The 24,324-nt window shown below is 68.7% G+C and carries 20 protein-coding genes and 1 pseudogene; 15 read left to right on the forward strand and 6 right to left on the reverse strand.

Annotated features, from left to right (window positions below; all coding sequences use genetic code 11):
- The first annotated feature begins 52 nt into the window (after nt 1-52).
- Complete coding sequence (locus tag ACFYY7_RS38400) at nt 53-475, forward strand: hypothetical protein (protein WP_388668865.1); 423 nt, start codon at nt 53-55, stop codon at nt 473-475.
- 91 nt (nt 476-566) lie between these two features.
- Here the strand turns inward: ACFYY7_RS38400 and ACFYY7_RS38405 are convergent, their stop codons facing one another.
- Nucleotides 567-1,091, reverse strand: a complete 525-nt coding sequence (locus ACFYY7_RS38405) for a hypothetical protein (RefSeq protein ID WP_388668868.1) — start codon at nt 1,089-1,091, stop codon at nt 567-569.
- A 422-nt stretch (nt 1,092-1,513) separates the two neighbouring features.
- On the opposite strand from ACFYY7_RS38405, the gene mobF reads away from it, so the two are divergent.
- The 7 genes from mobF (at nt 1,514) to ACFYY7_RS38440 (ending at nt 12,312) form a co-directional block, all read left to right on the forward strand.
- Nucleotides 1,514-6,217 carry a MobF family relaxase gene (gene mobF / locus ACFYY7_RS38410; RefSeq protein WP_388668871.1) on the forward strand — a complete coding sequence of 1,568 codons (4,704 nt, stop codon included), beginning with the start codon at nt 1,514-1,516 and terminating at the stop codon, nt 6,215-6,217.
- 607 nt (nt 6,218-6,824) lie between these two features.
- A complete protein-coding gene (locus tag ACFYY7_RS38415) occupies nt 6,825-8,075 on the forward strand; it encodes an MFS transporter (protein WP_388668874.1) in 1,251 nt (416 codons plus the stop codon).
- A 167-nt stretch (nt 8,076-8,242) separates the two neighbouring features.
- Nucleotides 8,243-8,737, forward strand: coding sequence for a hypothetical protein (locus ACFYY7_RS38420; RefSeq protein WP_388668877.1), 495 nt, complete (start codon nt 8,243-8,245; stop codon nt 8,735-8,737).
- 215 nt (nt 8,738-8,952) lie between these two features.
- Complete coding sequence (locus ACFYY7_RS38425; protein WP_388668880.1) at nt 8,953-9,381, forward strand: hypothetical protein; 429 nt, start codon at nt 8,953-8,955, stop codon at nt 9,379-9,381.
- A gap of 3 nt (nt 9,382-9,384) precedes the next feature.
- Nucleotides 9,385-10,341 (forward strand): hypothetical protein, encoded by a 957-nt coding sequence (locus ACFYY7_RS38430; protein WP_388668883.1) that lies wholly within the window; start codon nt 9,385-9,387, stop codon nt 10,339-10,341.
- Between the two features lie 349 nt (nt 10,342-10,690).
- The gene (locus ACFYY7_RS38435) at nt 10,691-11,149 is read left to right on the forward strand and encodes a hypothetical protein (RefSeq protein WP_388668886.1); all 459 of its coding nucleotides are present in this window, start codon (nt 10,691-10,693) and stop codon (nt 11,147-11,149) included.
- Nucleotides 11,146-12,312 (forward strand): hypothetical protein, encoded by a 1,167-nt coding sequence (locus tag ACFYY7_RS38440; protein WP_388668889.1) that lies wholly within the window; start codon nt 11,146-11,148, stop codon nt 12,310-12,312. Before ACFYY7_RS38435 ends, ACFYY7_RS38440 begins: the two co-directional genes overlap by 4 nt.
- Nucleotides 12,313-12,407: 95 nt before the next feature.
- Here ACFYY7_RS38440 and ACFYY7_RS38445 read toward each other — a convergent pair whose 3' ends face one another.
- A complete protein-coding gene (locus ACFYY7_RS38445; RefSeq protein WP_388668892.1) occupies nt 12,408-13,826 on the reverse strand; it encodes a hypothetical protein in 1,419 nt (472 codons plus the stop codon).
- Between the two features lie 241 nt (nt 13,827-14,067).
- On the opposite strand from ACFYY7_RS38445, the pseudogene ACFYY7_RS38450 reads away from it, so the two are divergent.
- A pseudogene (locus ACFYY7_RS38450) lies at nt 14,068-14,208 on the forward strand (WhiB family transcriptional regulator); the annotation flags it as partial.
- Between the two features lie 206 nt (nt 14,209-14,414).
- Here ACFYY7_RS38450 and ACFYY7_RS38455 read toward each other — a convergent pair.
- The 4 genes from ACFYY7_RS38455 to ACFYY7_RS38470 form a co-directional block, all read right to left on the reverse strand.
- On the reverse strand, nt 14,415-14,846 hold the full coding sequence (locus ACFYY7_RS38455; RefSeq protein ID WP_388668895.1) for a DUF6009 family protein: 432 nt from the start codon (nt 14,844-14,846) through the stop codon (nt 14,415-14,417).
- A gap of 339 nt (nt 14,847-15,185) precedes the next feature.
- Nucleotides 15,186-16,727 carry a phage/plasmid primase, P4 family gene (locus ACFYY7_RS38460; protein ID WP_388668898.1) on the reverse strand — a complete coding sequence of 514 codons (1,542 nt, stop codon included), beginning with the start codon at nt 16,725-16,727 and terminating at the stop codon, nt 15,186-15,188.
- 3 nt (nt 16,728-16,730) lie between these two features.
- A complete protein-coding gene (locus ACFYY7_RS38465; RefSeq protein ID WP_388668901.1) occupies nt 16,731-17,894 on the reverse strand; it encodes a bifunctional DNA primase/polymerase in 1,164 nt (387 codons plus the stop codon).
- 11 nt (nt 17,895-17,905) lie between these two features.
- The gene (locus ACFYY7_RS38470; protein ID WP_388668904.1) at nt 17,906-18,334 is read right to left on the reverse strand and encodes a hypothetical protein; all 429 of its coding nucleotides are present in this window, start codon (nt 18,332-18,334) and stop codon (nt 17,906-17,908) included.
- A 1,255-nt stretch (nt 18,335-19,589) separates the two neighbouring features.
- Here ACFYY7_RS38470 and mihF point away from each other — a divergent pair.
- The 6 genes from mihF (at nt 19,590) to ACFYY7_RS38500 (ending at nt 24,194) form a co-directional block, all read left to right on the forward strand.
- Entirely contained in the window at nt 19,590-19,904 is a 315-nt protein-coding gene (gene mihF, locus ACFYY7_RS38475; RefSeq protein ID WP_388669021.1) for an integration host factor, actinobacterial type, read from the forward strand.
- A 188-nt stretch (nt 19,905-20,092) separates the two neighbouring features.
- Nucleotides 20,093-20,272, forward strand: coding sequence for a hypothetical protein (locus tag ACFYY7_RS38480; protein ID WP_388668907.1), 180 nt, complete (start codon nt 20,093-20,095; stop codon nt 20,270-20,272).
- A 136-nt stretch (nt 20,273-20,408) separates the two neighbouring features.
- Complete coding sequence (locus tag ACFYY7_RS38485; protein ID WP_388668911.1) at nt 20,409-20,819, forward strand: hypothetical protein; 411 nt, start codon at nt 20,409-20,411, stop codon at nt 20,817-20,819.
- Nucleotides 20,816-22,447 (forward strand): hypothetical protein, encoded by a 1,632-nt coding sequence (locus ACFYY7_RS38490; RefSeq protein WP_388668915.1) that lies wholly within the window; start codon nt 20,816-20,818, stop codon nt 22,445-22,447. The genes ACFYY7_RS38485 and ACFYY7_RS38490 overlap by 4 nt, the downstream gene beginning before the upstream one ends.
- An 827-nt stretch (nt 22,448-23,274) precedes the next feature.
- Nucleotides 23,275-23,898: a 2'-5' RNA ligase family protein gene (locus tag ACFYY7_RS38495; RefSeq protein WP_388668918.1), complete on the forward strand. Its 624-nt coding sequence runs from the start codon at nt 23,275-23,277 to the stop codon at nt 23,896-23,898.
- Complete coding sequence (locus ACFYY7_RS38500; RefSeq protein WP_388668921.1) at nt 23,895-24,194, forward strand: hypothetical protein; 300 nt, start codon at nt 23,895-23,897, stop codon at nt 24,192-24,194. Before ACFYY7_RS38495 ends, ACFYY7_RS38500 begins: the two co-directional genes overlap by 4 nt.
- The last annotated feature ends 130 nt before the right edge of the window (nt 24,195-24,324 follow it).

Consider the following 24,324-nt stretch of genomic DNA (forward strand, 5'->3'; position numbering starts at 1 on the left):
CGCCATACCGTCCCCACACCACACACCGCACACACGGGGGACACCGACACCGATGACGCCGCACGAAACCACCATCGAAACGGCCTACGCCGCCGGCGTCACCCGCATCGCCAGCCTCGAACTCTCCGAAGGCGAACCCGACGGCCAGACCATCGACTGGAGCCTCGGCCCGATCACCGCCATGAACCGCCGCCCCCGCCCCGGCGACAAAGACATCTACGAGATATGGCCCACCGGCCTCCACACCATCATCCGAGTCGAAGCAGGCACCCCCGTCCGCTTCACCCTCCTACCCGACACCCCCCAGACGCCGCCCGCACCCCGCCACCCCGACACCCCCCACCCGCAGACCGCCACACCCCAGCAACCCCCTGCCACCGCCCCGCGCCCCCCAGCCCCCTGGCTCACCCAGAACCCCCCTGCCAACCACACCAACTACCCGCCACCGACCAGCCCCCCCTACCCCCAGCCCTGAACCCCGCCACCCCCGCCACCAGGCCCTCCACGTGTTCGTGGAGGGCCTTTCCGCTGCCCGCCCCCCGACGAACCGCCCCGACCCGACCCGACTACACCCCACCCGCCGCACCCCGCCGCACCCCATCCACCCCCGAAACCTCCACTCCACCCCACGACGCCCCGGACCCGCCCGCGACCGACGCACCCGCCACAGCCCCGCCCGGACCCGTCGCCGTCATCTTCGCCGAACCCGCGCCCCCACGCCCCGCCGCAGCCTCCTGCACCCGCGACGCCGCATCATCCCGCAACTGACGCACCTCGCCCACACCCAGGCCCAGACGCTGCGCGATCCGGCCCGCCCCCTCACCCCGGGCCACCAACAGAGCGACTACCGAAGCCCCCTGACGCCGCAGCCGCCCGCACTCGGCCTCAGCCACCGCACGCAACCCCGCGATCTCCTCCTCCAGCGCGGCCAGCACATCCGTCTCCAGCTCGCGAGTCATCAGGAAGTCGGCCGCCAGACCGGTCAGCTCTTGCTCCCGCTTGAGCCGCTCAGCGTTCAAATCCAGAGCCCGCGCCAACGCTCGCTTACGCGCCGCGATTTCCTGAGCGGTCCGCTTCGGCTTCGTCGCCATGTGATGCCCCTCCTGGTGTGAATGCCGGGTGGCCGGACAGCCAGGCTGACCCGCGCGCCGTGAAGCGGCCGGTAACCGGCCCTAACCGATCGGGAATTTCCCGCCCAACGGGACAGAGCGCGCGCCGCGTGCCCAAGCGAGGGAAACCCCCAGAGGCCGGGGGAGAGGCGGGGGACAGAGACCGGGACGGTGCTGTGCACAGGGGTGCTCGGGGAGCACCCCTGTGCACAGCGATATCGCCCTGCGGGCGAGCCGGGAAATCGGCGAAAGCTCTTGCTCTGTTCTGACGCTCTGGGCGGGTTCGTTTCTTTCCCGCAGGACGGGAGACATCCTCACCCGGTCCCGCATGACGGGAGGTCGGCAGGCTACGGCCCCATTGTGCTGCTGGGCCGGGTCCGGGTGCGGCTGACACTGGCCGCCACATGACTGTCGATCAGCACAAAGTGACCGCCGGCTGGGGGTACCTCTACTACGAGCGGACCGTCTCCTCCGGCGATCAGTCGCGCCCACGGGGGATGAATCTGGCCCAGATGCAGGCCGGCACCGGAACCCCGCCTGGGGTGTGGATGGGTCGGGCATCGGCCGAGCTGGGTGTATCCGGGCAGGTCAGCGAGAAGCAGATGCATGCCCTGTTCGGGCTGGGGCTGCACCCGGATGCCCACCGTATGACCGGCGAGCTCGTGGCCTCTGGGGTTTCGACGGCCGAAGCCCTGCGCGAGGTACGCCTCGGGTATGCCTTTCCCGAGTACAGCGACGGGCCGGGGCCGCTGGAACGCCGTATCGGAGCGGCGATCGAAGAGGCGCAGCGCCTGGCAGGCGATCAGGTTCTCGACGGGGCGGAGCGGGTACGGATCCGGATGCGGGTGGCGGCCCGCGCCTTCCGCGAGGACTACGGCCGCGGACCGGCCGACGGGGAGGAACTCGGCCGCTACCTCGCCGCCAAGAGCCGCGACACACGCCAGCCGGTGGCCGGCCACGACCTGGTGTTCCGGCCCGCGAAGTCGATCCAGGTGCTGTGGGCACTGGCCGACGAACAGACCCGCCTCACCATCGAGGCGGCACATGAGCAGGCGATCGCCGAGACGCTGACGTGGCTTGAGGACAACGCCCTGGCCGTGCGTACTGGCGCCGGAAGCGTGGCCCAGGAAGATGCCAGGCCCGGCCTGATCGCTGCCCGGTACCGGCACTTCGACAACCGCCACGGACTCGCCCTTCTTCACGACCACGTCGTCGTCGCCAACAAGTCCCAGGGGCTCGACGGGAAATGGCGCAGCATCGACGGACGCCTGTGGTATCGGCAGATCGTCACTGCCTCCGAGCGCTACAACCGCCGCGTCGTGGAAGAGGTCTGCACCCGCCTGCAGGTCAGCGCCCGCCCGGTGACACCGACCCCGGGCAGGCGTCCGGTACTGGAGATCGCCGGTGTACCGCTGAAGCTGATCCGCTCCATGTCCTCACGGGACGCGGACATCCGGGCCCGCTTCGAGGAACTGCTCGCCGACTTCGAACTGCGCACAGGGCGCAGCGCGCACGAAGCGCAGCGCATGGCACTGCTGGCCAGGGCGGCACGGGAGACCAGGCCTTCCAAGAAGCGGGCGCGACCCCTTGAGTGGCTGCGCGGCCAGTGGCGCGAGCACGCCGTCGACCTGGTCGGCGCCGACGCCGTCGATCAGCTCCTCCAGCGTGCCCAGGAGCACGCCGTACCGAACCCTGTACCCGAGGTCGACGTCGAGCAGGAAGCCGCCGCCGTCATCGCCACCGTGGGGGAGCACCGTGCCGTCTTCGGCCGACGGCATGTGGCTGCCGAGTCCGAGCGGCACCTGGCCCGGCTGCTCGCCGGGGCCCGGGCCCCGGCCCACCTGGCCGAGGCGCTCACCCACCGCGCCCTGACGCTGTGCCTGGACCTGACCCCGCCCGACTTCCACCCTCCGCACCCTCAACTGCTGCGGGCCGACGGCACAAGCATCTACCGGCAAAGACAGTCACAGACCTACACCACTCCGGCGGTTTTGGCCGCCGAGGACGCACTGCTGGCAGCGGCCCGCACCCCGGTGATCCCTGCCGTTGCCGCGGCGGACTTCGACGCTGTGGCCGCCGCGCACGACCGGCACGCCAAGAATCCGCTGGATCCCGGACAACGCGCCCTGGCCAAGGCGTTCGCGTGCGGCGAGCGCCTGCTGATTGCCGGGATCGGCCCCGCCGGATCCGGAAAGACCACTGCCCTGAAAGCCGTCGCCCAGGCGGTGAACGCATCCGGGGCCCATCTGGTCGCACTCGCACCGTCCCGCCGCGCCGCGAAGGTGCTTTCCAACGACCTGGGCACCGCACACACCCTGCACGGGTGGACCGAAATGCGGGACAAGGCCGCCAACGGCGAACAGGTCCCGCCCGCCTACCAGCTGCACCCCGGCGACGTGGTCGTCGTCGATGAAGCCGGCATGGCAGGCACCGTCCTGCTGCAGCGGGTCCTTGACGATGCGCGGGCCGCCGGGGCCCATGTACGACTGCTCGGCGACCCCGCGCAACTGGCCGCCATCGAAGCCGGCGGGGTCCTTCGACTGGTGGCCCGTGAGGTGGGCGCGGTGGAACTCGCCACGCTGCACCGTTTCACCACCGACGGCGAAGCCGACGCCACGCTCGCGCTGCGCGACGGGCCCGTCGAGGATGCCTTCGCCTGGTATCTCGACCACCGAAGGCTGCTGGGCGGAGACCGCGAGGCGATGCTCCACGCCGTGTTCGCCGCGTGGCAGCACGACGTCGGAAAAGGGCGCAGCTCGCTGATGACGGCCGAGGAGACCGACACCGTCACCGCACTCAACCAGCGAGCCCAGGCATGGCTCGCGGCATCCGGCCGCCTCAGCACCCGTCACGGCCGGCCCCTGCGCGACGGTCTCGCCGCACACGTCGGCGACCTCGTCGTCACCCGCGAAAACGCCCGCCACCTGCTGACCCGCGGTACCAGGGACTTCGTGAAGAACGGCGACGTCTGGGTCGTCACCGAGCTCCTGGACAACGGGGACGTGCTGGTCCGGCACACCGAACACCACGGACGCGTCCGCCTGCCCGCCGCGTATGCGGATGCCTTCCTCGAGCTCGGATACGCATCCACCGTCCACCGCGCCCAGGGCATCACCGTACAGACCTCGCACGGACTGGCCAGCGCGCGCACCAGCCGGGAGAGCGCCTACGTCCAGCTCTCCCGCGGCGAGCGCACCAACCGCCTGTACCTGGAGTGCGAGGCCGGGGTACCGGTGGCCGAGACGGTGCAGAAGATCGCAGCGAACTCGCGTGCCTCGCGCTCGGCGACCGAGACGATCCGCGACTTGCAGGAAGCAGCGACCGCCCCCCACCGACTTGCCCTGGAACTCGCCGACGTCACCCACCGGGCCTGGGCCCAGGTACTGGAGACGTCCGTACGCCGAGCGGGCGGCGGCACGGGCGCGGCGTTCGTCGAGGCCGATGGCTGGCCCATACTCATACGATCCCTGAAGCCGGCCGTGACGCACGGCTGGGATCCCGTCCGGCTGATCAACGCCGTCCTGCCACAGCGCGGACTCGCCGACGCCGACGACGTAGCTGTAGTCCTGGCCTGGCGCATCGACCGCTACCTGGAGCGGGCCGCAGACAAAGCCGCCCACGCGCACCGCACCAAGACCTCACGCCCCCTCGCAGACCTGTCCCACGAGCAGCTGAACAACCTCAAAGCCCAGGCGGCCGCTCACCGGAAGCGAGCACTCGATGAAGTCGCTGCCGCAGACGCAGCGGTGGCATCCCAGCCCGCCGTGGTGATACTCAACGGCCTGCCCCATCCCGCCTGGCCAAACCGGCCATACGGCGCAGCCACCTACGCAGGCCTTGCCCACCACCTGGCCCGCGCCCGCACCGAAGCCTCCCTCGTACGTACCCCGGCCCAGGCCCGCGACGCCGCCGCCGACCACGCCGCGCTGCACGACGAAATCGCCCTCCGCCGGGCCATGCCGTGGCGCCTGCGAAGCCGTGAGGACTGGCAGCGCGAGCACAGCCCCCTCGCCCCCCACAGCGCCTACCAAAGCGCCGATGCGACCCGGAGCGAGCTGACCGGAAACCGGGTCCGCGCCGAACGGGCACGGGCAGCACTCGCACGCGCGGACATCATCGCCGCACGCGTCGACGCCGAACTGCGCCTGCGTACCTGGCTGCCCGACCGTCCACCCACGCCGGTCGACGACACCGGCCCCGTGCCCGACTGGATCGCCGAGACATCGGTGCTGGCCGAACCCCTGCTGGAGCCTTCCTGGCGTACGCAGCTGACCGAACGCCACCGCATGCTCGCCACCGCGCTCGCCCACCGCGGCACCGCACTGACCACCACCCCACCTACCTGGACCAGACCCCTTGGCCCGGTTCCCGCACCCGACCACCGACTCCGCCCCCACTGGGGCCACACCGCCGCCCTCATCGAGGCGTGGCGCGCACAGCACAAGATCCCCGGTGGCGTCGAAGGCATCGGTAAACGCCCCGACAAGGCCCGAGACGCGGCCGCCTGGGATGAACTGAACGCCCGCATCCGCGCCCTGTCCCGACGCACCCACGCCACCGCGCAGGCACACCTGCGCAGCGACGACCCGAAAACCTTCGTCCTCGCCTCGCACCGCCGCCTCGACGCCGCAGCCGCCCACCGGCCACCACCCCACCAGCCTGTGCCGATCAACCCCTCGGGCGTGGCCCCGCTCGCCTGGGAGACCGTCGCCGCCCATGAGGCTGCCGCCGCCCTGAGCGAGCTGATGGCCACCGGACAAGCCCCCGAGGCATGGATGGACCACATCCCCGCACCCGACCCCGACGATGAGGACCAGCAACAGCTGTGGACCCGACTGACCCACCAGGTCATCGGATGGCGCAGGCGCCGCCACCGCGCCGGAACAGATCCACTGGGCCCCCGCCCGCACGACAGCGCCGCCACCGAATGGGACCACCTCACCCAAGCCCTCAACCACTACCGGCACGCCCGCATCACCCACCGCCTGGTCGCCCTGGAACAGCGGCGCCACCAGATGACTCAGCCCGTGGGCACACCCGCCGACCACCCTCACCAGGATCCCGGATCAACCCCAGGAACCCATCCCGCAACGCACCGCAGCCACTGAAAGGAAGACCGGCCACAAGAAAGGAGCCCGGTCACAGGTGATCAGCCTCGACTGCCCCGCATGCACCTCCTCGCGCACCCTGACAACCACCGACATCCCCACCGGCGACCGCGACCGGATGTGCGCCACATGCGGCCACCACTGGTACCCGGCACCCCTTCACCCCAGCCTGCCTGCCTGCTGCGCCCAGACAGTCCAAAGCCGCCCCCGCACCGCGGCCCCCGGCAACATGCTCCGCTGCGCTCTCTGCGGCCGCACTCTTGTCCTTCACGGCTACTGGAGAAGCAGAGAAGAAGACCCAGGCACCTCCCGGGCTCGAGACACCGTCGCCGCATCACCTGCACACCGGCAGCTGCGGCATGCCCTCTCGCCACCACCTGCCCCCGCACCGGGCAGCCCGGCCACCGAGCACAGGCGCCGGCAGGCAACACGGGATCTCCAATGATCACCGCCCGCCCGGCGGCATCCGGTGACACCAGAAGCCAGAGGCGATGGATGACGCCGGCCTTCCCCTCCTTCAATCGCGCCAGCACCCCTCTCCGATCACTGCCGGACTCTGGCTGCCGTAGCCGCTGCCCCGCACCCGCCCAACGAAGGAGCACCCCGGATGGCCGACAATGCCCGATGCGACCTCAGACCGCCCGCTGCCCGCCTGCCGGGCATGTACTGGCTCCTCGTCGGAGGGTTCGCGTTCGCCCGCAGCGGCGCCGTGGCCATCCCATTCCTGTCCCTGTACCTGGTTACCCACCTGCACCACAGCCCCAGCGAGGCTGCGCACGTGAGTGCGGCCTTCGGCGCGGGCTGGCTGACCGGCCCGCTCATCGCCGGCATGCTGACCGACCGCATCGGGCGTCGTGCCACCCTGCAGATCGCCCTTCTGAGCACCGCCGGTGCCTGCCTCGTGCTCGGCCAGGCCCGCAGTCTCACCGCCCTTGGAGCCGCCGCGTTCGCTGTCGGTTTCTTCTTCGACGCACCCCGCCCCGCGGTCACCGCACTCATCACCGACATGCTGCCCAGCGCTCTGCGCGCCCGCGGATTCGGGCGACTGTACTGGGCGATGAACGCCGGCGCCGGCATCGCGGCGGGAATAGGCTCACTCCTTGCCGACTCCCACTTCACCTACCTCTTCCTCGTCGACGCCGCCGCGAACATGATCTTCGCGCTGGTGATGTTCGCCTTCCGCGCCCCGGCCGGCGTCACCGCCGAGGACAGCAAACCGACGACGAACAGGCGGACCCTGACCGCCATGCTCCGGGACAGAACCTTCATCGCGCTGTGCGGCATCACTCTGGCCTGGCTGATGGTCTACCAGCAGATGCTCTTCGGCTTGCCTCTGGCCATGAGCCACGACGGCCTGCCCGCATCCGCATACGGCATCATCAGCCTCATCAACGCCGCCCTCGTCCTGGTCCTCCAGCCCTGTCTCCAGCCAGCCATCGACCGCTCCAGCCCAGCCACCGCATGCATGTGGGGAGCACTCCTCACCGGCGCGGGCATGGGGGCCCACATGCTGACCGATCACACCCTCGGATACGCCGCAGCGGCCGCCATATGGACAGCCGGAGAAGTCCTCTTCTTCGGCGCAGCGATGACCAGCGTGGCCGAGCTCGCCCCCGCCCATGCCCGCGGACGCTACGCCGGCGTGTGGAGCTGCACCCTCGGGCTGTCGGCGCTCGCCGCACCCCAACTCGCGGCCCTCGCGATGAAGATCAGCAACCTCACCGTCCTGTGGGCCACGTGCGCCCTCCTCGGCGCCGCAGCCGCCGCAGCATGCACCGCACTCCGCCCAGACATTGACGCACGGCGCCCATCGGCAGAACCGGCCCCCACCCCCGATACAGCCCCAGTCGCCGCCTGACCCGCACACAGCGGCGTGAAGACCACGGCTGCCCGCGGCCCGGGACGGTCCCCACTCTTTCCCGTCAGAAGGGAAGGAAGACTCTGGCCCCTGCCGAATTTCTGCCCTGCGGGATGCACACCAGCCCGTGGGCGAGCCCCGCACCACGTTGAGGGAGACTGCCCTGCATGCCCATTACCGACATATGCGAGGCGATCGCTGCCGTCCTGTACCCACAGCTGCAGCCCGCAGCGACGGCAGCAGAATCAGATACCGACGCCGTCGACACGCCCTCACGCGCTGCGGATCAGCAGGCACGAGAAGACGGCTCTGACGCCTACACCGCCATCCAAGCCCACCAGACGGAGGAGTGGTCCAGGATCGTCGGTGACCTGACTGCGGTCCGGGGCTGGGGCGAGGACCCACTTCTGCACGCCCTTGACACAGCACGTCGGCGACGCGAGCAAGTCGATGCCGACGTACGACTGCTGATCGCCTTCGGACGGGAGTTCATCAGCCCTCGCCCCTACGAGTACTCCGCCCTCGCCCGAGCCTCGGGCCTGACGCAGTACCTGGTCAGGAAGGCGTACACCTCAGACGACGTCGACTGCATCCACCACATCACCGGGCTCGAGCCCCGGAAACCGACGGCAGACCTGGAAGAAGAACCTGTGGCCAGGTAGACAACGACTACGCCCCTTCCCCCTGCCAGCAGGAGTCGACCGGCTCCTACAGCTCCCGGAAACGCAGCGACCAAGCCCACTGTCTCCTCCCGGTGCCACCAACACCGACGCCAGCATCAAACTCGCATCGACGACCGGGGGAGTGACCAACCAGAAGAAGAATCGGGACTCTACGCTTTGACCGGCATGACCACCCTGAACCCGGGAGACCTCAAGTGGACCTGAACGCATACGATTTCGACCGTGCCGCTACCACGCGGGCACACCTCAGAACTGCCGCGGTCACAAAAGCCCCCGAAGACATTGCCGCAGTGCTCAGCCGCCCGGACACACCCGACGAGCTCCTTTCGGCTTCCTTTCACGTGGTCAACGACCTGAACAGCCTGCACGGCCCCGAACACGGCCCTGTTCCGGTCCCCAGCGAAGCCGCAGACACCGGCCTGAATGCAGAGATCGATGTGGCAGACGACCCAGCCTGCACACTGCTCTACCAGCGCGTGCTGCTCCGCGGCACGGCAGAGCTTCAGCAGCAGACGCTCAGCAAAACGCGACTGAGCGAGCTCTGGCCTCACCTCTCGAAAGATCTGCCCGAAGGGGTCAGCGAGGTATGGCAGCAGCGCTTCCCCGAGCTCGGGGCCCGATAGCCCATGGCCGGTCCCCCCGCCCAGCGAGATGTCGCCCGTACCGCACTCAAGACTCTGAACAACGCCGGCAACGACGACTTTCGGGTATCAGGGTCTCTGGCCCTGCACATGCATGACATCCCGGGAGCCGCCCTGACAAGGGAAATCACTCTCACCTCGGAGAAAACATTTGAGGGCGCCAGGACCCGATCAGCCCTGGCGGGCGAGCTGAGACTGGCCTCCTACGACGTGGTGGAGTCCCCCACGAACCTGCTGGTCAGGTCGTCCGACCTGCTACCCATAGCGCTCAGGATCCAGAGCCTGCCGCACGGCGCGCCGCCGCAGATTGTCGACGGAATCGCAACCGCCACCGTCGAGGACGTCCTCTTCCGCACCATCGACCTCCTGCACAGCCGGTCCGAGGCCTGCGACTTCATAGACCTCGACGCTCTGCGAACCCATGCCGGCCAGGACACCTTCGACAGGTTCGTACGCGCGTACCTCAGCGGGCAGGCTGCAGCCGACCCGCAGAACCGGCCCGTAACCCATCACGCCAGCCGTCTCTTCGAACGTCTTGCCCTGGTCATGCGCAGATCCGACAACGAGTTGCAGTACTACGGGCATCCCGACCCCAGCCGTCTGCGCGACTCGGTTCTCCAGACCGCAGGGCGAACGGTGGAAGAGGTACCCGAGGCGGCCTGGTTTCTGCACTCCTCCCTCAGCCGTCTGAGAGCGGTTGAAGCAGGGGAGACAGCGGCGCTGTTCGACGCCGCAACAGACGCTGCCACCCCCGTCGACAGTAGCTGGACCCAGGAGCGCGAGCGCCGCATTCTCATCCTGCAGGCTGCCATTCGACTGCGCCAGCAGGGGACAGCGCGACGGGTGCCGTCTGTCTCGTCGGCTGCGTCAACTGGTGACCCAGGCCACCAGCACAAGCACCAACTCCCCTCCGTCCACGGCGGACCGGGACGAGCCATGTAGAGGGGCACTGCCCTGCGACGTGAACAGAGCCACGAGACCGGACCGCGTTCCGCACACGCGCATCGGTCAGCTCCTGCTTCTCCTACGGCAGGCCCGCGACGAGCCTCGGCCCTGCGGATTCGGACATGCCGGTGAACCGTCCGGATCCTCCAGTGCCGGTCCCCTTTTGATGAACTCGCATGCCAGGACACCACACTGGCGGATCCCACCCCCTGGGAATCCCCTGCACAGGCGTCCCGCCCACCAGCACGCGCCCCAAGCGGCCGGAACTCAAAGCAGGCCGGTACCTCATGACCGGCAGGATGAAACGGTGTCTGCTCCCAGACACAGAGCAGAAGGAGACGTGTCGATGCCGAGCGACATGGAGTTCCCCGTGCCGGACTTCGAAGGCGCCGCGCTGAGCCGGGCCATGCAGCACAAAGGCGTCCGCCAGGCAGCGGACCAGGGGCACCTGGCTCCCGACATCGGCGCAGCGATGCTCTCGCCGACGGCCGGGGACTGGCTCGCCTCCCAGAGCTTCGAGGTGGTGACCTCCCTCGACGACCTTGAGGGCCCCTCCAACGGCCCGGTGAAGGTCCCCGCCCGCCTCGCGGACCGCGAGCTGTGCGGCCACGCCGATCTCGACAATGCCTGGCAGCGCCTCCAGCTCTACCGCAGACTGCTGTTCACCGGCACCGCCGAGCAGCAGCGTCAGCTCCTCAACCGAGAGCTCCTGCAGCTGATGTGGCCCCAGAGAATCGGCCCGCCCGCCCTCCTGAAGACCTGGGAGGACCGCTTCCCCGAGCTGCGCCACACCTTTGGCCCGTGAGGAACGAACAGCAACTTGAGGTCGCTTGCCTGGCACTGGCCGCATGCGGCAGCCGCGGCTACGCTCTGGCCGGCAGCCTGGCCATGCAGGTTCACCGCGTCGCCGGCGCCCGCGACTCCGACGACGTGGATTTGTTCGTCAACCAGCCCCTGGGCGACGCCGACACCGTCCGCTACGACGTCGCCCAGGCGCTGCGCGCGGCCGGCTACCACGTCGAGCAGACCGCCACCTGGGGAGTAACTGACGGCGTAGCGGCCGGGCAGAACGGCGACATGGTGGTCAGCCACCCAGACCACGGCACGGTCAATCTCCAGATGGTCTGCGTCACCAGGTACCTCAAGCCGGTCGAGCGCGACGAGATGCCGGTGACCGCGATCGGCGAATGCCTCTACCGCAAGATCGAAGCGCTGCAGAACCGCCTGGGCGCCAAGGATTTCCTTGATCTCGTCCTGCTCCAGGCACACATGGGCCAGGCCACCGCGGACCGCTATGTCGGCATGTATGTCACCGGCCTTGCCCGGCACCGAGGCTGCCCGGAAAGCGAGCTCCAGGAGGGCCTCTACCAGGCGTTCGCCCAGGTGGCCCAGATCCCCGACGAGTCGTTCGCCGTCTACGGTTACACCCCCGCCCAGGCCGTGGAACTGCGCACCGCCATCCTGAACTGGGCCGACCGCCTGGCACCCGATTCCAATCCGATGCGCCGCGACACGGCGATCGCCGCCGGCCACCTGCCGATCACCTACCAGGACGCGCAGGCCGCACTGACCCGCATGGCCCACAGCCCCTCGATGACCCGGCTGTCCGACCAGCAGCTCAGCTCCTGGCGCGCAGAGGCCACCACCAACCTCCTGCAGGCCATGTCTGCCCGGCTGAGCACCCAGCACGCACAGCGGCAGCTGAATCCGATCTCCGGCGAGCTGAAGCGCCGCGCCAAGCTGACCCCATGCGAACGGGCCGCAGAGGACGCCGTACGCAGAGCAGAGGAGTCCGAGCAGATGGCCGGCGGAGACCCAGGCCGCCTTGGCCCGCTCGGCGTCCTCGTCCGGCTCAAGCCGCCCCCGCCTTCGACCCCGCCCCCAGACCGGCCAGCCGAGGGGGTGCGGCACCAGCAACACCACCGAGCCCACCAGAATGCTGAGCCCGACATGGGCAGGCAGATGTAATCCGGGCGCCCGGCGGCTCCACAGCGACATTGCAGACCAGGCACCGACGGCGTGCGGCAGGAGGGGCACAGAGACACAGAAGGTGCCCGGTCGTTTCAGCGGGGCAGCTGTGCGCAGGCCTCACCGGTCAGTTGCCGTACGGCGTTCTTCCAGCGGGACCGGGATGCGGGCAGGTCCAGGGAGCCGACGTCGGGCACGATGGTCGAGGCCAGCCGAAGGCCCTGCGCCGAGCATGCCTCGCCGATGGTGCGGACGACATCGGCGGGCAGCTGGGTGGTGGGGACCAGCCACGGGCGGCGCCGGCCTGTGCCCACCGGTAGATCCCACAGCACCTCGTCGGCCGCCTCGCCCACTTTCGACTGCAGCGCAGCCTTCCACTCCTGGTCTGACAGGGTGCGCCGAGTGCGCCTGCCCGCGGCCTCGTCCCACCCGTGGTCGTTCTTCCGCAGCAGGTGCGCGATCCAGCCGTCCCTCGCCTCCTCCCACTGTGCTCCCCACCGCTGTCGGCCCGCCTCGTCGCTGTCGCGGAGGAACAGACGCCGGGCAGCACCGTCCTCGAACTCACCGTCCACCTCCTGCCGGCCGGTCTCCCGGACGAACCGGTCGAGGCGCTCATCGCACTTCTCCGGCTCGTCGGGCCAGGAGTACGCGAAGTCCCGGTAGGAGGCCTCGATCCAGTCCCAGACCTTGCCCAGGGCGGTGAGATGAACTTCGGTGACCTCGCGGCCCGGCGGATGGGGCATGCGGCGCCAGGGCGCGAGCGTCAGATCGGCGGTGCTGGCGGCGGCATGCGGCAGCCCAGTGGGGGAGGCGTCGATGACGACGTGGCTGAAGGCGCGGTCGAGGGAGGGGTGTCGCAGCAGGAGAGCCAACTGCCGAGCTTGGTCAGGGCCGTCGGCACCAGGAGTGGAGCAGCGGACGAAGGCGTGGCCGAGGCCGGGCAGGGAGTGGATGTGACGCTCGGGGTCCTGGGCCACGGTGGACAGGCCGGGATCGGCCTCGGGCCACCGGTGCACCCACAGGCCTGATCCGCTCCGCTTGCCGCGCGACGTCAGCAGATACAGGACGCGGTGGTCTTGGTCGGCCAGTGCCTGAGAGAGGCCGGCGGCGAGCGAGCTGCACCCGTGGCCGCTCTTGGAGTTGACGACCGCGATGACGCGTGGGCGCCGGGTCCGCGTCAGCAACTGCGGGTGCGGTCCGGCGAGCGCGGCATCGCCGGGCAGCGCCGTGCGGAAGTCGACCGTGGGGCGGTTGACGAAGAGGCGGATGCGGCGCAGCACCGTACTCGCACGCTCCTGTCCGCTCGGCGTATCCATCCAGAGGGGAAAACCGCTCCGGACGCTGCCGTTGGACGGCTGGGATGCCAGGTCTGCCGTGGCGCGCAGCAGGGCCTGACCGTGGTCGTGAGGAAGCAGCAGGAGGCCACCTGCCGGATCGGCCAGAGTGAACCACTTCCCGGCCCCCTTGCGCTGCTCAAGAGCGGGTGCTTTGAGGCCGCCGGCTCCGAGTGTCATCAGCAGACACCGCACCACGCGCTCTCGGTGAGGCTCGGCGACGGCCAGGACCAGGGAATCCTCACGCGGACCGACCCAGGCAAGCGCGAAGGGGCCGCCCTGCTCGCCGGGACTGTGCACGCCGAACTCGCCGACGAGAGCGGCCAGAACACGAGGTATTCCCGCCCCTCCGATCCGCCCGACGGGGCGTCCACTACCGGCCGGGGGCTGGCTGGGCCGGTAGTGGACGCCCCGCTGCCCAGTGCGCACCGAGTGCCTGGCGGAGGCCCTCGGCGACCACGTCGAGTGGGGCGTGTGGGGAGGCATGACCGAGCGAGAGCGACGGGCCCTGCTGCGCCGTAAACCCCACGTCGGCTCGTGGAAGAGGGCCTTGGCCGCTGCTGAGTTCACGTGACAGAGCGGGGCCGAGTGGCGTACCGGCCTGCCTCGGCTAGCCCCTGCCCCTCTCGGTAACTGGACGAAACTGCAGGTCAGAGAGTATTCATCAGAGAGCAAGGGGCTGAAGGGGCTGAGACCCTGCAATCCTTGGCCTGGGCTGGGAGGGCGGCAAAGTGGCTCAAGGGGCTGGGTTCTTCAAAAACGTTGAGGTCAGAACAGCATGCCGTCGGGCGGGCCGGGCTGGGAGGCGGAGATGCCGGTGTCAGGCTGTGCCGTACGCCGTCCACGGGCTCGGTCGGTGAGCTGGCCGTTGATTCCTGGACGCAGTGTGCGTGGATCAACGGCCTCGTGGGGGGTGGCGTCCTGGTACTGGCCGTTGGGCTCGCTGCGGTCGTTGTCCTTGACGTAGAAGACGCGTCGCCGGTAGCGGCGTGAGGGCTCGGTGGGTTCCGAGTTTTCGGCAAGCTCGGCGTAGCCGACGATGCGGCCGGCCCGCATCGTGCCGCGCGGACTGCCGGTTCTGTTCCGGGTCTTCTCGAACATCCAGCGGACGTAGTCGTACTTGGCGTCGACGGTGTCCCAGCCCTCGACCCAGACGATCGCTACCTCCTGGGAGAGGCTCGTCGCCGCGGCGTCGGACATCGGTGTCACTCCCGGATACGTAGGTTCGAGGCGAGGGGCAGGCACCGGGGCTGAAGAAGGGGCCGCTTCAGGCCCTGCGCCCCAGCTACCGCCGTGAGAGGAAAGTAGCAGGTCAGAGGGGTTTTCAGGCGGCATAGGAAGACTCACAGGGGCTGAAAGGGGCTGACTTCTCAGATTGTTGAGTTACAAGGCTGGGAGCCCGATTGTGAGGAGATTCCTCAAAGTCGGCCCCTTTCGGCCCCTGTCGGCGGGTTGTCGGGTGCTCTGACCTGCGATTTCGTCGGGAGGGGCTGGACTGGGCATACAGCCCCTGCGTCAGTCCCTGAGTGAGCTCCTGTGTCATGCTCCCGTCCTTTCGTCCCCGTTGTCCCGGCCTTCGGACACCAACCCGAGCCCGGGGAAGTAGCGCTGTCCGTTTGTCTTGGGCAGCTGCTGCCCGGTGCGGATGTGCAGTTTCTGCCGGACCCCGCTGGCGAACTCGCGCGAGGTCACCGGCGTCATGTCTTCCGCGCGGCACCAGGCTCGGTATGCCTCGCCCAGCTGTTTCTGGAGGACGCGATACCTGCCGCCTGTCACGCAGCATTCCTTGAGGAAACGGCCGACAGAGTCTTCCGACTCCTCGTAGGCCTGGGTGGCCAGACGGACTCGCTCGGGGCCGTCCAGCCGTAGGTCGTTGCCGTTGAAGTACTGCACAGCTCCGTCGATCAGCCACTGCAGGATGCCGGGGCCCTCGCTGGCGACCAGGCGCGAGCCGAGGTTGTCCACGACGCGTTCGCTGGGCACGATCCGGTCGAACTCGATGAGGCGCATCCGGCGCCAGAAGCCGTAGCCGCCCGCCTGGACGACGGGCCGGTGGTTGCCGACCAACCAAAGTTTGTGGGTGGGCTCGAACGAGTAGAAGTTTTCGTACATCCGGCGCGCTTTGATGCGGTCGCCTCCGGTGAGGAGCTTGAACTTGGCCTCGTCGAACTCGGACTTCTGATTGATCTCCGAGCACACCACCAGGCGGCGCCCCTGCAGGTCAGCCAGCTCAGTGGGATGGTCCGCATAGGGGGATGCCATCAGGAAGTTCGGCGGGGCGGAGTCCGCGTACTCGCCGAGCAGCGCCAGCAGGACGGCCACGAGGACGCTCTTGCCGTTCTGTCCCTCTCCGAACAGGAAGGCCAGAATCTGCGCGGCCTGGTCACCCGAGATGGAGTACCCGCACAGCTTCTGGATGTATGCCTTCATCTCCTCCCCGGCCGCGTCGTCGCCGAACGTGTCGGTGAGGAACCGGTTCCACATCGGAGTCGGCATGACCCGCGGCGTCACCGCGGTGGCGTGGGTGTGCCCCTGGGCAGGCGTGGCCGGCACCACCCCGCCAGTGCGCAGATTGACCACCCCGCCCGGGGTGCACAGCGCATACGGATCGGAGTCCAGGTCCTCAGGCTTCAAGGTCAGTTGCGGCAACGTCTCGGCCATCTTCACCAGCGCTGTCGATCCCGAGGCGCTCAGCGCACGCTTCCTGTACCGGGACAGCTCGCCATCCGGGTAGCGCACGTTCTCATCCGCGCGCGGATCCCTGCGCGGCATGTTGGACGCCAGCTGCATGGCGGAGTACCGGATCGCGGTGGTGTTGGTGTCGGGCACCCAGCGGTACTCCGCCCACCGGTACCAGCCCATGCTGTGCACGTACCGGTAGTAGTCGCCGTACACCCGCAGGAACAGGTGTGCCATGCCCCAGTCGGTCAGGCTGTCCGGCAGCAGCACCGGCTGCGGCACAGCGGCGGCCCTCCCATGGGAGTCTGCGGTCAGCTGCTGCGCCGCGCGCGCCGCGTCGTAGGAGGCATCGTCCGGGGCCCTGCTCGTCGGTACGGCCGAGCTGGCGCTTGTGTAGCTCATGACTCAGCGGTCTTTCGTCGGGTTCAAGGGCCGGCGCTGCCCAGCGATCAGCCCGGACTGGATGATCCGGTGCGCCTCTTGTTCACGCTGTGGACGAGCCTGCACGGCTGCGTCCACCAAGGCGCGACGGGCGTCGGCATCGCTTGACACCAGCCCGGCCGCGACCAGACCGCCCATGGTGAAGGCAGCCTTGTTGAGCTTGCTGCTCCAGCCGCTGCCCTCGGGCAGCCGCTCGCACTCGGCGACCTGAGCGAGGGCAGTGGCCGCCACAGCACTGGCCCATGCGGACTCTGCCTGCGGTGCGGCGGCCTGCCGGGCGAGGTTCGGCACTGCGGCCGCGCGCGGGCGGGGCGCGGACCGCAGCAGATGGCCGGTGCGCTCAAGCGCACCGGCCAGCCAGTCCGGCAGCCGTGCCGGTAGCCGGACGTCGCCCAGAGCGCGGTATTCCCCCGCTTGTGAGCACGTTCCGGGTGCCACGATGTAGCCGCCCTCAGCCCGAATATCCAGCTGCCACCCCAGTGACCGCCCGTCGTGATCACCGCCTGCAGAGCTCGCCCAGCGGGTTCCTCGTGGCGCGGTGAACCACCAGTGGCGGCCGCCACTGGGCGTCGCCACGGTCAACGTCTGTACGGCATCTGCCGCGTCCGGACCCCCGGCCAGACGCACCAGCAGGTTCCAGGTGTCCAACCCGGTGCGTACCGCCCGAGCGTCTTGGTCCGATACCTTGAATCCGGGCAACACCCGGCTCGCCTCGACCGGGCCGTCGACATGGCAGTCCACATCTACCACCACCAGGCCTGCCTCTCCCGTGGCCACACCCACTCCCGGCACGGGACGCTCGCTCCACCATCGAGCGATCCTTTCGGCGTCAAGGGTGGCTGCGTAGAAACCGTGGCACCAACGTCCCTGCGCGATGCACGGGCACCCGGCCGGCGCGTGCGGCACGTACTGATCACTGGCACGCCGGCACCGGCTGCATCCCGGACGGGGCGTCTTGTGCCCGGGGCGCAGGGGGAAAACAGGCCAGCCTCGCCGGGCGCACCAGGCAGCTACCTCGAGCGCCTTACTCTCCACGGTCGCTCGCCTTCCGACGCCGCCTCGTGCGCAGGACGCCTGTTCCGGCACCGCGGGCACCGCTTGGCCGGGCAGACGATGCAGGCACCGCACGGGAGGGGGAGTCAGCTGGCCAGAGCGGGAACTTCCTCAACGCCAGTACCCCCTTCCTCCGCCACGGTTTTCAGCAGCGCCGTGGCCCACCGGCCAAGCGGCATCAACACCAGCGGCTCAGGATCATCCACATCCTGGTGCAGCCAGTCCGCGACCGCCTCCAGCGGGTGCTGTACCTCCACCCGGTTGCCGTCAACCACTAGCGTCGTCCGCGTCTCGACAGGGCCACCTTCCAGCAGCTTCCGCGCCAGAGTCATCACCTGGTGGTCGCGCGCCAGCGCTTCCTTGGTCCGCGCGCCGGCCTTGGCTTTGCGGTTCGTCGAACGGTTGGCGCTGAGTGTGCTCGCGCACAATGCCAACACCGCGTCCACGGCCCGCATCTCATCGGCGGCAGGCATCAGCCCGATCCGGTGCAGGTTGCGCAGCGTCTGCGTACCCACCCCGGCACGTGCTGCGACCCACCGTTGAGAACGCGGCCGCATCAGCCCAGCCAAGTCCAACATCACAAAACCCTTGATCCACGAACAGTCGTCGCCGACTGGCACTGCAACGAATCAGAAACGGAACCTGTGGGTGAGTGACCCTCTGCCGCCTGAAGCTGCAGGCTACTTAACTCCAGACACGCATGTCCGGTCAAACAACACGCCGAAGATGAACACACAAGCCACATGCGACAGGGGGATATTCGCAGGTCAGCCGATAGTTCCTGTAAGAGGGGAACCGAGGGGCAGTTCGATATCCCTATCGGAAATGATTCAGTTGTTCGATTTAAGGTGAATGACCGTCACCCGGGCGTAAGTGTCGAATTAGACAAGCCGCACGCAGGATGGCCCCCATTACCAGGCACGCAGACGCGCAGCCGCCTCGGGCAGGGGAGCGGCGGGGCCATAGAACCAGAACGGCTGGTCCCACCATGATCGGTGCCCCGAACCGCGGCGGCGCCCGGCGCTAGCCGTACCGGTCCCACCTGCCGCGCATGCCGACAGCAGGCGCGGACCGCACCACGCCACGACGTCCGGTTTGCTCCAGGCGTCCACGGCGATGCTCGTCCAGAACCGCCGGTGGCCCACAGCCGCAGCAACCGGTCCCCGCTAGCTTGGTGGCCACTGCCTGCCGAGCGGAGACGACGGAAGAGGATGACGAGGACTACCTCGACGACGCCACGTCATCGCCCTGCTGCGCCGCTCCGCCTGACGGCAGGCGGAGCGGCTTGCGGCTGACCTCAAGGTTGCTGGACCGTGAGGTCTTCAAAACCGACGCTGCGTCATCGGCCAGCCTACGGATCAACCGACATCCTTTCTGCTGTGGGGTACGAACCATGTGCCGTGCCCGGGTGCGCCACCAACACCACGGCGGCGGCGGCCAGCCCGGCCGCCACGATCCCCACAGCGCACCACGGTCTGGGCACTGAGTACGGAGAACCGCCTGGGACGGGACATTCTGCGAGCCCTGATACTCGTCTGTGCCGCGTCCTGAGATTGTGCTGTGACTGCGGGCAGCAGGAGGCGTATCCCGAGGTCATCGAGGCGGCCCACGCCGACTTCGCCGCCCTCCACGGCGACGCATTCCCTGGCCCGCCCGCCCCTCGCGCCGCAGAGAGGTCCTCAACTGTAGAAACCTCGTAAACCTGCTGGTCAGTGACACAGCGGCAGAGGCAGGATGAGCACATCGATCACCTGGTGAAAGGACCGCCCCATAGCACTCCCCACGCTCAGCTCCGAACAGCGCCGGGCAGCGCTCGACAAGGCCACCGCCGCACGGAGGGAACGCGCCGCAGTGAAGGACAACCTCAAGCACGGCAGGTCGTCACTGCTCGAAGTACTGGACAGCGACTCCGAGGCCATCCGCAAGATGCTGGTCCGCACCCTGCTCGAATCGCTCCCCGGCATCGGCAAGGTACGAGCCCAGGGGATCCTCACCGAGCTGGAGATCTCTGAGAGCCGACGGGTGCGCGGCCTTGGCAAGCAGCAGCGGGACCGCCTGCTCGAACGGTTCGCGTCGCAGCGCTGACAGATCGCGCCCGGCTCAGGCCGGTGTCCCGCAGAGGGAGTGTCCGCCATGACGATCCGAAGGAAGGGACGCGGGTAACCTGCCACCAGCCCAGACAGACCCCCTGCCGGCCGGTAGTGTTCCCGTCCTGCCCGACCATGACCGCGGGGACCATCCCCATCCCTGCCGATAGAAAGCAGACTCCGCCCGTGTTCTCGGAGACCCCCATCTACAACAGTCTTGTCGACGAGCAAGGCGATGTTCCTGCCCATGTACGCGGCGTGGCCCAGGAGCTGGGACAACAGCTGGAGCGCGTCATGCCGCCCGGGTACCGGCCCGTCGCAGCCGTGCCGAGGCAGGACAACCAACACCACCGACCCCACGCCTGACCACGGATCACATGCCGGGCGAGCGCCCCCTGTGGCTCCTGCCAATGGACGGGGTGACACCTTCTCCGCCTTGACCCTAGTGAAGGCGCCAGTAGAACAAGGCAATGGAGCTAACCCTCCACCGTAGGCTGAGAGTATGGCTGATACGGGTGACGTTCTCGATGTCCTGGCCGACCAGTTGGAAGCTGAGCACGGGCGGGAGACCGCGGCTGCTGCTGCCTGGGATATCGTCGGCCTCGGCGAGCGGCTCGCAGACGCCGCAGTGTGGCAGAACGGTGTCGACCCCGTCCGGGCGATGGTAGCAGCGCAGTCCTGCCGGGAAGCTCGCAGGTACCTCCTGGCCCCAGCCTGCGGCCGGTCCGTTCAAACGCCCCGACCCACCAGCGATGCCACAAGCAGCTGCGCCCGCCTGCTCGACCGCCTGGCCTCGGTTCTCCAGTCCTCCTCGGGCACCATCATCCAGCCGGACGCCTTGGCACGACAGGCAGCAGCCGAGCACACCACTGCAGCCCATCAGGCACTCTCAGCGATATGGCGGACGCCATGAACGTCGAGCTGGGGCAGCTCTTCGACGCGACCACGGAGCACATTCGCCGAGCCCGACCCCTCGCATCGGACAACACATACACAGGGGCACTACTGGCGTCGACTCTCGACATTCTCATGCACATCGACACCTCCACCAGAGAAATGAACTGGACTGGGGAAGAGGGCGAGCCGCCCACTGTCATGGAAGAAGCCTCCGCTCACCTGCGCTCTCACCTGATCGAGGCAACCAGACTCCTGGACATCGCCTACCGACTCACACCACTAGCCCCAGCCGGAGTGACCACCCCCCTGCACGCGGCGTTGCCGGCCCTGGTAGCCAGCCGCGATCTGCTGCACACACACCGCGGTCCGGACCGGCAACTCCTCACGCCCTACGCACTATTGCTCGCGCGGGCCGACAACCAGAAGTACCTGGCTCTCCGGATAGCCGACGTGACCTGGGAACTCGGGCGCCTGGTCGCCGGCATGGCCGAACTCGGCGCCCCGGCCCGGGCCGAGGTACTGATCTCCGCCCGCCGCGAGCTCGATCAAGCCACCGTGTTGGGTCGTGCAGCCATACGTGAGACTCACCACGAGACAGGATCGCTCCCCGCCGCGGCTGACACCCGCCCCATCCCTTTCGCCCCCGCCGAACCTCCGGCCCAATCCCTCAACCACCTCGAATACGCCAGCGAGCAACTCCTGCGCATTTCGTTCACAGCAGCCCGCACCCCCGTCGATGAACGACGTCTGACCGGCTCCGACCTTCCCCGAATCGCAGGCTCTCTGGCCCTGGCTCGCCTGCTGTCAGCGCAACTCCTTCAGCACATCAGCCCCGACACACCCTTGCCCCTGCACACTGAACTCCAGGCCTCTGCCCGACGCTGGCACGCCGTTGCCGAAACCTGGCACCACATCGTCGACCTCAACGACCCCAGCGCCCGCCCCCTGCTGCCCCGATACGACTTCCTCACACGCCACCGCGGCCAAGCAATCCCACCTCCTCAGCCGCTCATCCCGCACCCCGCCTGCGAGATTGCCGCCACCCAAGCCCTGCGCACCGGACGACTGCTGTACGGTCCGCACTGGCAACCACATGCAGGCAGCCGTATGTGCCGCCCACGGCCGCGTACGTCGCTCCTTGCCGACACCGCAGGAGTCGGCCCTGTGCTCCACGCCCTCTATCGGATGTCCGTAGCCAGCCGCTTCCTAGCCGCCACAGTCCCCACCCTCGTCGAGAAGGCCGCGGGCAGCCTCGTCACCGACAGCATCGAGCACCGGCCACTACAACTCCCGAGCACCATGCGTTTCTACCCCGCCCATCATCGCCAGATCGAGCAGATCAACGACGCATACCGCCTGGCCGGCACCACCGAGAGCACCCTGTGCACCAAACTGCTCCACCAAGCCCAGGCAACCGGCCGGCCCATCGCGCGAGCCCGCCTCGACACCTCGATCACCGAGGCATACCCCTTGACCAGCCCAGTCTTCTCCGCACGGCACCGGAAGATCCTTGAGCGCATCACCACCGACAGCGAACGACGCACCAAGCACTTCACCTCCGCAGCACAACAGAACGCTCATCAACCCCAGAATCCGCCCCACCCGCACAACCGCATGCCAGCCTCGCGCAAGCCCGACCAGTAACTGAGCCAGCGAACCAGTCCCGGTAGGGCGATGCAGCCACTTCGGCGGCAGTCGGCTGAGGAATCCCCAGGAGGCAACGCTCGGCAAGTTCTCTACCTCTGCGCAGCCAGGACTGGACCAGATCCGCAGGCGGCCGCCATGACACCGGAGTTCTACTGCGTCCTTGCCGCCACCCAGACCTCCGCCCGCTGAATCAGCGGCGGCCGGTCCGCATCTGGTACCTGACCTGCGACCACAGCACCGCCGCCCCAGCAACCGGGATGGCGTCGCCGATATTGATGACGTAGCTGATGGACCACGAGGCCCAGCCCGGTGATGAGCTGCTCGCCGAAAGGCATGCACCCGCTGCCGGCGAGATACGGTGACGGGTTCGCCGACGGCCGCGCAACGCCCGGAGGGGTGACAGCCGTAGCCGAGCTGCGCGCCGCAGGTCGCGCAGATGCTGCCGGGACCGTAGACAGGGACGGTGCAGCCTGTGGTCTTGACAGGACGATCTGGGCTGCTGCCCCTCACACCGGGGCCCGCGCCACCCAGAGGGCGCGGGCCCCGGTGCTAGCGCCCCGGAAGGAAACCGACGGCACGGGCCCGGAAACCCGCACCCCCACCCTCGCCGGCTGACGGGTGGAATGACGGGCAGGGTGCCGCGCGTGAGCCGCCCGCTGATCGCAACCCGGCTTCAACTGGCCGCGGCGTTCCCTGACAACGGCACAGGGCAGGCGGGGGTGTAGCGCAGACCCGCGCGGGACCGCGAGGATGGGCAGGACACTCGGCACTTGACGTCGCCGCGGTGGCCGCCACCGACACCGGTGTCGACATGGTGCCATCCGATGCCGAGAGGACACCGCCTGATGGAGAATTTTTTCGAACGGGTCCGGAGCTTCTGGCCGGCGGGCCGCCGCGATCTGCACTGGCACATCCTGCCGTCCCCGCGCGAAGCAGTTGCTCTTACCGCGCCCTACACGGGACTTGCCCTGCCGGGACTGCAGCGCGTGCCGGTGGACGGTATTCACTGCACGCTCCTCCACGCCGTCGGGCTGAGCAGCACCGACATCGACACAGACACGCTGCTCACGGAAGTCGGGGGCTACGCGCGGTCGGTCCGGCCTTTTGCGCTGACCTTCGACCGGCCAGCCGTGGGAGCCGTTGCCGTGGAGATCGGCGGATGGCCGGGACGCCCGTTTCACGAGATCGTGGACGCCGTCACCCAGGCGACGGCCCGCACGGGAGCCGCCTTCGAGCCGGCACCGAGCCGCTCTCCCCACGTGTCCGTCGCCTACGCCTCGCACGGCGCCGAAGGCATCGACCCAGTCACCCTCAGGTCAGACATCGAGCAGCCACTGTCCCAGACCGTGGTGGTGAAACGGCTCCATCTCGTCGAGCAGTGGCACGACGGCGCGCACATCACGTGGCAGCCGATTGCCGACGTTCCCCTTGCGGGGGTGGTGGCATGACCTTTCCCGGGTTCCGCCTGATACAGGGCGACGTCGTCCAACTCGTGACCGGCGTTGCGTCAGTGACCATCGAGGGGAGCATCACGTCCCAGGGCATCTTGCACGACGGCTGTGGGTTCGTTGAACTCACACTGCCCGATGCAGACCCGCAGCAGCGACGCGATCTGGAACAGGCCCAGCGGTACCGGTACAGGCTGTACCACAACGAGACACTGCTCTACTCGTCTCCGCACCTGGTACTCAGCGAGACCCGAAGGACGAAAGACGGGACGCTGGTGGTGACCGGATCTCCCTGACTTCCGGGAGTTCGTTCCGGCCGTCCTGTCTCACCGCGGCCCGTCGCAATATCCCAGGAGGCGAGAGATCTTCACCGCCTGGCCTGCCGCTCCGGTTGGTCGAGTGCGGGCTCCCGCCACGAAGTGTCTC

It is taken from the genome of Streptomyces sp. NPDC001933 (assembly GCF_042890955.1).
Classification (GTDB): domain Bacteria; phylum Actinomycetota; class Actinomycetes; order Streptomycetales; family Streptomycetaceae; genus Streptomyces.